The 13,387-nt window shown below is 28.8% G+C and carries 10 protein-coding genes; 8 read left to right on the top strand and 2 right to left on the bottom strand.

The window, feature by feature from the left end:
- Positions 1-314 precede the first annotated feature (314 nt).
- On the top strand, positions 315-3,212 hold the full coding sequence (locus tag BTO07_RS02180; RefSeq protein ID WP_087519669.1) for an FAD-binding and (Fe-S)-binding domain-containing protein: 2,898 nt from the start codon (positions 315-317) through the stop codon (positions 3,210-3,212).
- 78 nt (positions 3,213-3,290) lie between these two features.
- Here BTO07_RS02180 and BTO07_RS02175 read toward each other — a convergent pair whose 3' ends face one another.
- A complete protein-coding gene (locus BTO07_RS02175; RefSeq protein ID WP_087522527.1) occupies positions 3,291-4,142 on the bottom strand; it encodes an OmpA/MotB family protein in 852 nt (283 codons plus the stop codon).
- A 151-nt stretch (positions 4,143-4,293) separates the two neighbouring features.
- Here BTO07_RS02175 and BTO07_RS02170 point away from each other — a divergent pair, with 151 nt between their 5' ends.
- From BTO07_RS02170 to BTO07_RS02140, 7 genes are all read left to right on the top strand, one after another.
- Positions 4,294-5,520 carry an MFS transporter gene (locus BTO07_RS02170; protein WP_232457073.1) on the top strand — a complete coding sequence of 409 codons (1,227 nt, stop codon included), beginning with the start codon at positions 4,294-4,296 and terminating at the stop codon, positions 5,518-5,520.
- Positions 5,517-6,515, top strand: a complete 999-nt coding sequence (locus BTO07_RS02165; RefSeq protein ID WP_087519667.1) for an aldo/keto reductase — start codon at positions 5,517-5,519, stop codon at positions 6,513-6,515. Before BTO07_RS02170 ends, BTO07_RS02165 begins: the two co-directional genes overlap by 4 nt.
- Before the next feature lie 43 nt (positions 6,516-6,558).
- Positions 6,559-7,104, top strand: coding sequence for a hypothetical protein (locus tag BTO07_RS02160; protein ID WP_087519666.1), 546 nt, complete (start codon positions 6,559-6,561; stop codon positions 7,102-7,104).
- A gap of 182 nt (positions 7,105-7,286) precedes the next feature.
- Positions 7,287-7,847, top strand: a complete 561-nt coding sequence (locus BTO07_RS02155; RefSeq protein ID WP_087519665.1) for a hypothetical protein — start codon at positions 7,287-7,289, stop codon at positions 7,845-7,847.
- A 148-nt stretch (positions 7,848-7,995) separates the two neighbouring features.
- On the top strand, positions 7,996-8,736 hold the full coding sequence (locus BTO07_RS02150; protein WP_087519664.1) for a hypothetical protein: 741 nt from the start codon (positions 7,996-7,998) through the stop codon (positions 8,734-8,736).
- 167 nt (positions 8,737-8,903) lie between these two features.
- A complete protein-coding gene (locus BTO07_RS02145; RefSeq protein ID WP_087519663.1) occupies positions 8,904-9,269 on the top strand; it encodes a glyoxalase in 366 nt (121 codons plus the stop codon).
- A gap of 190 nt (positions 9,270-9,459) precedes the next feature.
- On the top strand, positions 9,460-10,185 hold the full coding sequence (locus tag BTO07_RS02140) for a hypothetical protein (RefSeq protein ID WP_087519662.1): 726 nt from the start codon (positions 9,460-9,462) through the stop codon (positions 10,183-10,185).
- Between the two features lie 504 nt (positions 10,186-10,689).
- On the opposite strand, the gene BTO07_RS02130 is transcribed toward BTO07_RS02140, so the two are convergent.
- Entirely contained in the window at positions 10,690-13,332 is a 2,643-nt protein-coding gene (locus BTO07_RS02130; protein WP_087519660.1) for a valine--tRNA ligase, read from the bottom strand.
- Between the last annotated feature and the right edge of the window lie 55 nt (positions 13,333-13,387).

Raw genomic sequence — 13,387 nt, 5'->3', positions numbered from 1 at the left:
AACGAATTGCAGACAAATAAAATTTGCAACGCGTAAATTTAAAATTGTGTTATAAAAATTATTTAAGAACAATCTGACTTCAATTGTTTGGTAAATAATGTTTGGCAAAGATACTTTTTAAAACCTAGTATATATACAATTATCAGAAATAGCGTAGATTTATAAATATACTTTTCAAACCTCTCAAATCATCAGTTTTTTAAATCATTTTTTATAGAATCAATAAAAATATTCAAAGAAGTTTTTTTGATAGAAATAATGAATTTTTTATTCGGATATTTGTCTCTATATTTTTACTTTTTCAATAGTCAATAATGATAAATAGTACAACTTTAGACAACTTACATAATTCACTTTCTGGTGATGTTCTTTTTGATAATTTACACAAAACTTTGTATGCAACAGATGCTTCTGTTTATCGTAAAATTCCTTTAGCGGTTGCTTTTCCAAAGGATAAAAAAGACATTAAAACCTTAATTGATTTTGCTACAAAAAATAACATCACTTTAATACCAAGAACTGCAGGAACTTCTTTGGCAGGACAATGTGTTGGAGATGGAATTGTAGTTGATGTTTCTAAACATTTTACCAATATTATTTCTTTTGATGAAAAAGCAAAAACAATTACGTTAGAACCAGGAATTGTAAGAGATTCTTTAAATATTTACTTAAAACCTCATGGTTTATTTTTCGGTCCAAATACATCAACATCTAACAGATGTATGATGGGTGGAATGGTTGGTAACAATTCATCTGGAAGTACTTCTATTAAATACGGAGTTACGCGTGATAAAGTATTAGAAATTGATGCCATTTTAAGTGATGGAAGTTTTGTTACTTTTAAAGAAATTACGTCTGCAGAATTCATCAAAAAGACAAAAGAAGATTCGCAAGAAGGAAAGATTTATCAATCTATTTACTCTGAACTTGTTTCAGAGTCTGCCCAAAAAGAAATTAAAGAACAGTTTCCTAAAGAAACAATTCATAGACGTTGTACAGGTTATGCGGTTGATGAATTTTTAAAATCAGATTTATTTGGCGGAACTTCACCAACTATAAACGTTGCAAAACTATTATCTGGAAGTGAAGGAACATTGGCTTTTTCTACATCAATTAAATTACAGTTAGATGATGTAGCTCCTAAAGAGAGCATCATGGTTTGTACTCATTTTAAGAGTATCAATGAAAGCTTAAAAGCGACTGTAATTGCAATGAATCACAATTTATATAATTGTGAATTGATGGATAAAACCATTTTAGATTGTACAAAAAACAATCGTGAATTGGCAAAAAACAGGTTCTTTTTACAAGGAGATCCAGAAGCTGTTTTAATGTTAGAAGTTTCTGCAAATTCATTAGAAGAAGCAGAAGTTTTAGCGGATAATTTAATTGCTGATTTAGAAAAAAACAACTTTGGCTATCATCATCCAAAAGTATACGGAAAAGACCTTGCTAAGGTTCATTATTTAAGAAAAGCAGGTTTAGGTGCTTTGGCAAATATTATTGGTGATAAAAAAGCCGTTGCATGTATAGAAGATACTGCTGTTGCTTTAGAAGACTTGCCAAGTTATATTGAAGAGTTTACCCAAATTATGGATAAATATCAGCAAAACGCTGTGTATTATGCACATGCAGGAGCTGGTGAATTGCATTTACGACCTATTTTGAATATTAAGAAAGGTGAAGATGTTGTTTTATTTAGAAAAATTACGACAGAAACTGCTGAGTTAGTCAAAAAATATAAAGGTTCTTTTTCTGGTGAACATGGAGATGGAATTGTGCGTGCAGAGTTTATTCCTTTAATGATTGGTGATAAAAATTATCAACTATTAAGAAGAATTAAAAAGGCATTTGACCCTAATAACGTTTTTAATCAAGGGAAAATTACGGATGCTTTTTCTATGGATGAAAGCCTTCGTTATGAAGTTGACAGAAATGAACCAACAATTGAAACAATTCAAGATTTTTCTGATAGTGAAGGAATTTTAAAATTAGCAGAAAAATGTAACGGTTCTGGAGATTGTAGAAAACCTGTAGAAGCTGGTGGAACAATGTGCCCAAGTTACAGAGCTACAAAAGACGAAAAAGATACTACAAGAGCAAGAGCAAATACGTTACGTGAATTTTTAACAAATTCTGATAAAGCGAATAAGTTTAATCATAAAGAATTAAAACAAGTTTTTGACCTTTGTTTAAGTTGTAAAGCTTGTGCATCAGAATGCCCAAGTAATGTGGATATTGCAACGATGAAGGCTGAGTTTTTATACCAATATCAAGAAGCAAATGGGTATTCTTTTAGAAATAAATTATTTGCAAATAATGCCAAATACAATAAATTAGGAAGTGCTTTTCCTAAAATCACAAACTTTTTTACCAATTCAATTATTGCTAAAAAAGTTTTAGGTGTGGCTGTTGAACGTTCAGTGCCAAAATTAGCAAATCAGACTTTAGAGAGTTGGTTAAAAAAACATCACCCAAAAACATCTAAAAAAGCGGTTTATTTATTTAATGATGAATTCACAAATTTCTACGATGCTGAAATCGGGCAAGATGCCGTTATTTTATTAGAAAAATTAGGGTACGAAGTAAAAACAGTGAACCACGATGAAAGTGGAAGAAGCCATATTTCTAAAGGATTTTTAAAAGAAGCGAAACAAATTTGTAATAATAATGTTGCTATTTTTAAAGATATTATAACAGATGAAACTCCGCTATTAGGAATAGAACCTTCTGCAATTTTAGGTTTTAGAGACGAATATATTCGTTTAGCTGATGATAAAACATCCGCAGAAAAAATTGCTGAAAACAGTTTTACATTTGAAGAGTTTTTATCAAAAGAATTAGAAAAAGGAAACATTGATACTTCTTTATTTACAACAGCTGCTAAAACCTTAAAAATACACGGACATTGTCATCAAAAAGCATTGTCTGGAACGCATGCAAGTTTTCAAGTTTTAAATATTCCAACAAATTATTCGGTAACGATTATTAATTCTGGTTGTTGTGGAATGGCAGGTTCTTTTGGATATGAAAAAGAACATTATAAAGTTTCTATGCAAGTTGGTGAAGATACTTTATTCCCGAAGGTGAGAAATACACCAAAAGAGACTCAGATTGTTGCTGCAGGAACAAGTTGTAGACATCAAATTTATGATGGAACAAAACGTATTGCAAAACACCCAATCACTATTTTAAAAGAAGCATTAGTTTAGAACTTCCTGTAGATATATTATATAAAAAAAGTATCGATTTTTAAAAATCGATACTTTTATGTTTTATAGTGATAATAATTATTTTTCTATTACTCCTTCTTCAGCTAACAAAGCAAAAAACTTATTTAAATTCGGTAATAAAATAATTTTGGTTCTTCTATTCTTTGCTCTATTTGCACTACTTGTGTTTGGTAATAAAGGCATCGTATCTCCCCTACCTGAAGCGATTAATCTACTTCCTTCAATTTCGAATTTATTTTGAAGTAATCGAACTATAGATGTCGCTCTTTTTACACTTAAATCCCAATTGTCATTTACACTTTCATTTTTAATTGTTTTAGAATCTGCATGACCTTCAATCATTACATCTATACTAGGTTCAGATTGAATAATATCTGCCAATTTGGTAATCAACTTTAAAGCGCTTTTTTTAACTTGATAACTACCAGAATTAAATAGTAATTTATCTGAAACAGAAATCATAACTACCGTTTCTTCGATATCAATATGTATATCTTCAGAATTATTAAACTCAGATTTACCCAACGCTTTTCTTACCAAGGAATAAGAAACCGCTAAATCTAAAGAATCTTTTAATGTTTTTGCCGTTGCTAATTTTTTAGGATCAATTTTCGACAATGTTTTATTCATTAACATTCTTGTTTCTTTAGAAACCACAACCTTACCATCAACCATGTCTAGTTTTAAAGCATTTTCTCTTTCTAAAGTAACATTTTCTCCTTTTAAAGAATTAATTTTTTTATTATAAATTTCAACTCTTCTATCAATTTTTTCGAATTTTAATTCCAATTTCTGCAAATTCCCTCTAGCATCGGTATACCTAGTTTCTAGATCTGCATACTTTTTTTTAGACACACAAGAGGCTGTCATCAAAATAATAATTGATAATGGTAAGATTAAATTCTTCATTTTCTTGTTTTTATTTACCTCAATATTACGCATTTAAAGTATTTAATCCAATAAAAAGGATAAGAAAAAAGGTCTTCTTCAGCATCATTTATTACAATTATAAAAGAAACCTTATTTTAGACAAATGCAAAAACAACGAAAAATTACGTCAATGTTTCTTCTCATTATTGCTGGAGAAGCTATTTTTCTATTACCATTTATTTTGATGCGTGTTTTTAAACCAGTAATTAGAGAAGCCTTTTTAATTTCTGATGCTCAAATTGGTGAAGCACAAGCTTTATATGGTATTACAGCAGTCCTCTCCTACTTTTTTGGTGGTTTTATTGCAGATAAATGGGAAGCTAGAAAGCTATTATCCATCTCTTTATTTTTAACAGCAATTGGTGGTTTTTGGATGCTTATGATTCCTTCAATTTTTACATTAAAAATATTGTATTCCTTTTGGGGGATTTCAACAATTCTATTGTTTTGGGCTTCTTTGGTAAAAGCAACAAGACAATGGGGAAATGAACATAACCAAGGATTGTCTTTTGGGTTATTAGATGGTGGAAGAGGATTTTTTGCAGCAACAATTGCTTTATCTGGAGCTGGAATTTTAACGTTCTTTTTTCCTGAAAAAGGAATAGAAATTACATCTGAACATAAAATTGAAACCTTGCAATATATTATTGGAACCATCACTTTTATCGTTTTTGTAGTTTCATTCTTAATTTGGAAAATTTTACCAAAAGAAGATGATAATTTCGAATCAGGAAAAGAGTTTCAATTCAATTTTAAGAAAGCATTTTCTTTAATGAAACAAAAGAAAGTAATCTTTCATTCTTTAATTATTTTCTGTGGATATTGTTCTTATAAATTAACAGGCGTTTATGGAACGTATGCCAAAGATGTTTGGAATTATTCTTTAGAAGAAGCCACCTATTTTGCTGTGTTTATTCAGTATTTAAGACCAATTGCAGCAATTTCTATTGGTTGGGTTGCAGATAGATTTATTCCATCGAAAATCATTATACCTAGTTTTTCTATATTGATTTTAGCATCAGCAATATTAGGCTTTGGAATTTTTAACGAACAACCTATCTTTTTATCATTTACAAGCTTTATCTTTATGGCATTAGGAACCTATTCTTTAAGAGGTTTGTATTTTGCTATTATTGAAGAAACAAAAACGCCCTTGCAAATGACAGGAACTTTAGTCGGAATTATTTCTGTAGTAGGGTTTACTCCAGACATTTTTATGTCATTATTTATAGGTTATATGTTAGGCGAAAACCCTACAATTATTGAGTATCAACATTTATTTACAACATTTACAATAATCCCTATTGTTGGTTTATTAGCTGCTTTAGGATTTAGAAAAAGTATATCAAAATTATGAGTAAAAAAGGCAAATATGTAGCAGATGAAAATCGCTATAAAAAGATGAATTACAGAAGAACAGGAAATAGTGGATTATTGTTACCTGAACTTTCTTTAGGCTTATGGCACAATTTCGGTGATAATGACAGTTTTAAAAACGCTAGAAACTTATTAAAATGTGCTTTCGATAATGGAATTACACATTTTGATTTGGCTAATAATTACGGACCTTCGCCTGGTTCTGCAGAAAAAAACTTAGGTAAAATATTAAAAAAAGATTTTAAAAACTACAGAGATGAAATGATTATTTCATCTAAAGCGGGTTATGGAATGTGGGATGGACCTTATGGAGATAATGGTTCTAAAAAGTATTTAGTTTCTAGTTTAGATCAAAGTTTACAAAGAATGAACTTAGATTATGTTGATATTTTTTATCATCACAGACCAGATAACGATACACCTTTAGAAGAAACAATGGGCACATTAGATTTAATGGTAAGACAAGGAAAAGCTTTGTATGTTGGTCTTTCTAATTACAGACCAGAAAGAGCAAAAGAAGCTTTTAAAATATTGAAAGATTTAGGAACACCTTGTTTAATTCATCAACCAAGATATAGTTTGTTTGATCGTTGGATTGAAGATGGATTGTTAGATTTATTAGGAAATTCTGGTGTTGGTGCAATTTGTTTTTCTCCTTTAGCGCAAGGAATGTTAACTGACAAATACATAAACGGATTGCCAAAAGATTCTAGAGCCGTAAAAGATAGTCCGTTTTTAAATACGGATACAGTACTAGAAATGCTTCCTAAAATTAAAGGTTTAAATGAAATTGCTAAAAGTAGAAATCAGAATTTAGCACAAATGGCAATTTCTTGGATTTTAAAAGATGATAGAATTACTTCTGTACTAATTGGAGCCAGTAAAACATCTCAAATTATAGATAGTGTAAAAGCAACTGAGAACACTTCTTTTTCAGAAGAGGAGTTAGTAAGTATTAACGCTATTTTGAAATAAAAATTTTTATTAATAGGAGTTGGCAGCAAGTAAATAAAAAAATATGAAAGAAGATATTCAATGGTATGAATTTATAATAAATAACTGGACTCAAATTATTTTTATACTTGGAATAATTGGATTTATTATAAAGTTATTTATTGATTGGGATATAAAAAAAAGAGAAATATCTTTTGCTAAAATTCAAGAAAGTAAATTAATAGAAGCTAAAGAGTTTTTTAGAAGCTATCAATCTCTAAGGATTTCTTTGCAATATTTTTTAAATCAAACAGAATTCGGAAAACACTCAGATGAGATTTTTAATAAAATCAGAGATGAGATTCGTGATAATTATGTTGATTTTGATTATAAATGTATGACCTTAAAATTATTTATGGAAACTAAGGATATTGAAATAATCGAAAATATTCTTACAAACTGTGAATCAATAAGAATGGATATTGAAAGATGGCATATTTATAAAGACTCGATAACGAAACCTGAAGGCTGGAATAAACTACCGGAAGTAAGAGGTGAGAAATTCAGTAAAACTTTACCTAGTTTGATTAAGCTTATAGAGACAAGCTTAAGAAAAAGTTATAATTTATAATTAAAAACCAGCTGCCAACAACTTGTAAAATTTATGCTTACTTTTAAACTAAATAACGAACCGACAAACATTCAACAAACGATTTGCTACGTCCGAAAAATCTCCGATTTTCCAGTCGCACAAATCTTATAAACAACCGTTGGGCAACATTAAAACACGAAAATCAACAATATAAAGAAAAAATGAAAAAGAATTTACTAATAATAGTATTTGGAATTTTAACAACTCTGAATTATGCGCAAGAAAAAATAGACACTAAAACTGAAAAAGTTTGGCGAGTTAATTTTTTAAATCCTGCAATTGAATTGGAAATGCCAGTTTCAAACAAAGCAACATTTTCTGCTAGTTTAGGAATTGGTTACGGTGCTCCTTATGATGAAATTTCTGTTTCACCATACAATGAATTTCTATACAGTTTTAATCCGTTTTTAGATTTACAGTATAAAAGATTTTATAATTTTAAAAAAAGAAAAGCTAAAAACTTAAATACGGAAAATAATTCTGGTAATTTTGTTTCTTTAAGATTTTTAACTAGAGGAAATACAATAGAAAGTAATTATATAAGAAGCTCAAATTTTGATTTTGCTTTTGGTCCAACTTGGGGAATACAACGAAAATATGGAAAGAACTTTCATTTATTATTTGATATTGGTCCACAATATTATTTTGATACAAATGGAAATGGTGGATTTTGGCCAATAATGTTACAACTGAATTTAGGTTTTAACTTGAAAAAGAAATAAAAACGTTGCCCAATACCATATATAATTTATTGCTGGCTTTTGGCCTACTTATGAAAGTCCTCGCGGACTTTCTTGGTCGATAATTATTTAGTAAATAATTGCTTGAAACACGCAACAAACCATATACAATAACGTAGCCAATTTAAAAATGAGTATAAATCAAACAATAATTTCAAATTTAGAAAGCCTATTTATGAATAACTATAGAGAAATTGAACACGCTTCACTTTCTCAATGGATTGATTTATTAGAAACAGAAAACCCAGATACATTTAGCATTAACGAACAAAAAACGGTTAAACTTTACGACGAATATATAATTGCAAATTTTGAAAAAGCGAAAAAAAACACAAAACTTCTGGAATGTTATGAAAAAACTATAGAATTAGATATTAATGAAAATGAAATTATTGATAGTTTTTCGAAAGACCTAATATTATCATTTGAAAAAATCAAAAAAGGAATTAGAAAAATTGAAGACTCAAAGATTCAAATAATCCTTCTTACCTATGATTTTGAGCCTTATGCTTGGATAAGTGGATTTGGAGAAGGCAAGTATCCAATTTTAGAAAAACCTGAATACTTTGATTTCAATTATAAAAAAGACTTTTTTGAGGTTTTAGGACGTATTGATTATTCTAAAGTTTGGAGCAACTTGATAGAATTAGAAAAACATTTAGAAGAAGCCGAAATATTTGATGACATTTTTGAAACGGATTTTTATCAAAACTTGAGAAATTCCTACATCTATAAAACCTATATATTACTGAATAAAGCTTTTAAACAAAATCAAGTAGAATTATTTAGCGACTTGAATATTAAAAAACCATTATTTATTTACGGAAACGAACACGATTGCGAAAAAATAAACATATACAGTTATGAATAAAAAACTGGCTTCGACACCCTGTAGTAAAAATTGTTAAATTAGTGCTTAACTAAAAGTTGTTGCTTTTTTACTCACTTCTATTTTTCCTGCATAAAATAGCAGTTCACTTTAAACACAACTTTCCATAATACAACAACGTTGTAAACAATTTAACAAAAACGCACAAAATGAAAATATCAGGAAAATCTATCAGGTCGTTTATTGGTTCTAAGAACTATAATATTTCGCGGAATTTCTATATTGATTTAGGATTTGAGGAAGTAATCACATCTGAAAAAATGTCTTATTTCTATATTGGAGAATTCGGATTTTATTTACAAAATGCTTTTGTAAAAGATTGGATTGATAACTCAATGATTTTCTTTGAAGTGGATAATTTAGAAAGTACTTTGAAATACATACGAAGTTTAAAGTTGACTGAAAAGTATGAGAATGTACGATTATCTGAGATAGTTTATAACGAATGGGGAAACGAGTTTTTCCTTCACGACCCTTGTGGAATATTATGGCATTTCGGAAAATTTAAATCTTAAAATTAATAGAACTTAAAAAACTGCTTACAACAAAGAACTGAGCTAAAAAAAAATACTTAATTTTAGCTTAGCCTAAAGTTGTTTTATTTTCTGTAGAAAACTTACAGTTCTTAAAACTATAAACTACTTATACACAAACACGCAGTGCTTAAGCTTATGGGATATATCGATAAATTAAAAGAATAAAAGTATGAAAACTTCAAAAATATTATTTCCATTAATTTTAACAATACTCATCTCTATTTCCTGCTCAGAAGAAAATTTAGTTAATGATCTATCACAGGTAGAAAACAGTTTTGAAGAAGAAAACCAATATTTTAACTATACCATTGGGGCAGGACCATTTGTATATTTTGATGATATGGAATTCAAAGAATTACTATTGTCCAATTTTGATATTAATACAAATAAAGACAATGAGATTAGTATAGAAGAAGCTACATTATATAAAGGAAAAATTGATGTTTCTTTTAATGATATTAAAAGCATTACAGGAATAGAAAAATTTGTAAATATAACAACACTGCAATGTAATAATAACAACATTGGCACACTCAATGTGAGTAATAATGTTAATTTAAAATATCTTGATTGTGGAAACAATCCATTTTTTGATATAAATCTTACGGAAAATAACAAATTAACACATCTAGATATAAGAACTACTAATATTTCTACATTAGACCTTTCTAAAAATATAAACCTAATGGTAATTAGAGGAATGTGTAATTATGATTTAATAACAGTCAATATAAAAAACAATAATAATGATAAAGTATTAGTATTCTTTTTTAAGCTTAACAACTTTAAGTTAGAATGTATTCAAGTAGATAATATTGACCAATCAAATTCCGCTACTAATTGGCTAATTCCAACAAATACAGCATATTCTTTGAATTGTTCTGATAATGATTAGATAAAACTACTCGAATAATAAATGAAACTAGTATGCCAAACGAAAAACTGAACTAATAATTAAACAATGGAATTTTCTGAAGATTATAAAGATATTTGAGAAATTATAGTAAAAAAGTAGAGATTTAGGGAATTCTATGTCAATTACTGAATATTCTAATTTACAAAAAAACAAGAATTTATTATCTGAATTTCAAAAACTGAATGATGAAAGATTTGAGTTTTTCAATTCATTAACTGAAAAACAAACTAAAACTTTGGACAGGATTATTTTAAACATTTTGGATTCCACTGCATTTAATTTTTTAAGAGAAATTGAAGAAAGTTTAGACGAAAATAAAAGTGTTGGTATGACAATAAATGGAAACAAAATAGAAAATATACGTAGAATAAACAATAAAACGGATATATTGATCTTTTCTAAAACTAAAAAACCCTTCAAATTTTGATACTGAATCAAGTTCAGCACAAAGATTTGAAGGGTTTTTAATATCAATACATATTCTTATTGCAAACTTGCCAAGCTACTTTTAATAGTTTCAATTTTTGCAATTGTATCAGCTTCTTTTTTACGTTCTAATTCTAACACTTTTTCTGGTGCATTAGATACAAAACGCTCGTTAGATAACTTCTTTGTAATTCCGAATAAGAAACCTTCGGCTCTTTTCAATTCGCCTTCTAACTTCTTAATTTCAGCTTCTACATCAATATTTTCAACTGAAATTGGAATAAAGTATTCATTAGATTTCACTCTAAACGAAGCTCCTTCAACCTTTTCTGAAACATAGTTAATTGTAGCAGTATTTGTTAATTTCTGAATAACAGCATCAAATTCTTTTGAACTCTTATCATTATCAATAACAAACAATTCTACAGCATCTTTAAAAGAAATATTTTTATCTTTTCTTATCGTTCTAATTCCTGAAACTACACCTGTTGCAAATTCAAAATCAGTAATAATTTTTGCATCAGATTCTTTAATTACAGGATATTTTGCAATAATTAAAGCTTCTTCTGGAGTTCTATCGGTAATGTATTGCCAAATATCTTCAGATAAAAATGGCATAAATGGATGCAATACTTTTAAGTTGTTTTCTAAAACTTCAATAATAGCATCAAATGTCTTTTTATCAATTGGTTGTTGATATGCAGGTTTTACAATCTCTAATAACCAAGAAGAAAAATCATCATTAATTAGTTTATAAATTGCCATTAAAGCATCTGATAAACGGTATTTTGAAAAATGATCTTCTATTTCTGCTAATGTTTTTTGAAACTTAGCTTCATACCATTCTAAACCAATTTTAGAAGTTTCTGGTTGTGGTAAAGTTGCATCAACTTCCCAACCTTTTATCAAACGGAAAGCATTCCAAATTTTATTTGCAAATCCTTTTCCTTGCTGACATAAGTCTTCTTCGAACATTAAATCGTTACCAGCGGCAGAACTCAACAATAAACCAACTCTTACTCCATCTGCTCCATAATCTTCAATTAATTTTAAAGCATCTGGTGAATTCCCTAAAGATTTAGACATTTTACGTCTTTGTTTATCTCTAACTAAACCAGTTAAATAAACATTCTGAAAAGGTTTTTCATCTTTATATTCATATCCTGCAACAATCATTCTTGCAACCCAGAAAAATAAAATATCTGGACCTGTTACTAAATCGTTTGTTGGGTAATAATATTTAATTTCTTCGTTTTCTGGGTTTCTAATTCCATCAAAAACAGACATTGGCCATAACCAAGAAGAAAACCAAGTATCTAAAGCATCTTCATCTTGACGTAAGTCTTCTATTTTAAATGAATTATCAATTTTGTTAGAAGAAATTGCTAATTTATAAGCTTCTTCTCTTGTTTCTGCTACAACAAAATCTTCTTTTCCATCTCCATAGAAATAAGCAGGAATTTGTTGTCCCCACCAAAGTTGACGAGAAATATTCCAATCACGAACGTTTTCCATCCAATGACGGTAGGTATTTTCGAATTTCTTTGGATATAAATTGATTTCAGCATCTTCTCCTAAAACAGCGTCAATAGCAGGTTTTGCTAAATCTTTCATTTTTAAAAACCATTGATCAGATAATCTTGGTTCTATAACTGCTTTTGTTCTTTCTGATGTACCAACTTTATTTGTATGAACTTCAGTTTTTACTAAAATTCCTTTTTCTTCTAATTCTTTAGCAATTTCTTTACGAACTACAAATCTGTCTTTTCCTTGATAATGTAATCCAAAAGAATTTAAAGAAGCATCATCATTAAAAATATCAATTACTTCTAATTTGTGTTTGTCTCCTAAATTTTTATCATTTTCATCGTGTGCAGGCGTTACTTTTAAACAACCTGTACCAAACTCTAAATCTACATATTCATCTTCAATAATAGGAATTACTCTATTACATAAAGGTACAATTGCTTTCTTACCTTTTAAGTGTGTAAAACGTTCATCATTTGGATTGATACAAATTGCAGTATCTCCAAAAATAGTTTCTGGACGTGTAGTTGCAATTGTTAAAGTATCCTCAGATCCTTCAATTTTATATTCTAAATAGTACAAGTTTCCTTGTCTTTCTTCGTGAATTACTTCCTCATCAGAAAGTGTCGTTTTAGCTTCAGGATCCCAGTTTACCATTCTATAACCTCTGTAAATTAACCCTTTGTTGTATAAATCAACAAAAACTTTAATTACAGATTCAGACATTTCTGGATCCATTGTAAATGCAGTTCTTTCCCAATCACAAGAAGCACCTAACTTCTTTAATTGTTCTAAAATGATGCCTCCATATTCATCTTTCCAATCAAAAGCATGTTGTAAAAACTCTTCACGAGTTAAATCGCTTTTGCTAATTCCTTGTTCTTTTAATTTTGCAACAACTTTAGCTTCAGTTGCAATAGATGCGTGATCTGTACCAGGTACCCAACAAGCATTTTTACCTAATAAACGTGCGTGTCTAATTAATACATCTTGAATTGTATTGTTCAACATATGTCCCATATGTAAGACTCCCGTTACGTTTGGTGGAGGAATTACAATTGTATAAGGTTCTTTACTATGATCTACTTCAGAATGAAAATAATTATTTTTCATCCAGTAATCATACCATTTACCTTCTACTTCGCTTGCATTATACTTTGATGGGATATTCATACTTTGGTATCGTTTTTGATATATAGTTTGCAAAAATACAATTATCTATTTCTTA

The sequence above is a fragment of the Polaribacter sp. SA4-12 genome (assembly GCF_002163675.1).
Lineage (GTDB): Bacteria > Bacteroidota > Bacteroidia > Flavobacteriales > Flavobacteriaceae > Polaribacter.
The sequence above is the reverse complement of the archived record's forward strand: the minus strand, read 5'-3'. Positions and strand labels throughout refer to the sequence as shown.

Bases quoted from the DNA above. Each gene is read 5' to 3' on its own strand.
- BTO07_RS02180 (WP_087519669.1), top strand. From the start codon at position 315: ATGATAAATAGTACAACTTTAGACAACTTACATAATTCACTTTCTGGT.
- BTO07_RS02175 (WP_087522527.1), bottom strand. From the start codon at position 4,142: ATGAAGAATTTAATCTTACCATTATCAATTATTATTTTGATGACAGCC.
- BTO07_RS02170 (WP_232457073.1), top strand. From the start codon at position 4,294: ATGTTTCTTCTCATTATTGCTGGAGAAGCTATTTTTCTATTACCATTT.
- BTO07_RS02165 (WP_087519667.1), top strand. From the start codon at position 5,517: ATGAGTAAAAAAGGCAAATATGTAGCAGATGAAAATCGCTATAAAAAG.
- BTO07_RS02160 (WP_087519666.1), top strand. From the start codon at position 6,559: ATGAAAGAAGATATTCAATGGTATGAATTTATAATAAATAACTGGACT.
- BTO07_RS02155 (WP_087519665.1), top strand. From the start codon at position 7,287: ATGAAAAAGAATTTACTAATAATAGTATTTGGAATTTTAACAACTCTG.
- BTO07_RS02150 (WP_087519664.1), top strand. From the start codon at position 7,996: ATGAGTATAAATCAAACAATAATTTCAAATTTAGAAAGCCTATTTATG.
- BTO07_RS02145 (WP_087519663.1), top strand. From the start codon at position 8,904: ATGAAAATATCAGGAAAATCTATCAGGTCGTTTATTGGTTCTAAGAAC.
- BTO07_RS02140 (WP_087519662.1), top strand. From the start codon at position 9,460: ATGAAAACTTCAAAAATATTATTTCCATTAATTTTAACAATACTCATC.
- BTO07_RS02130 (WP_087519660.1), bottom strand. From the start codon at position 13,332: ATGAATATCCCATCAAAGTATAATGCAAGCGAAGTAGAAGGTAAATGG.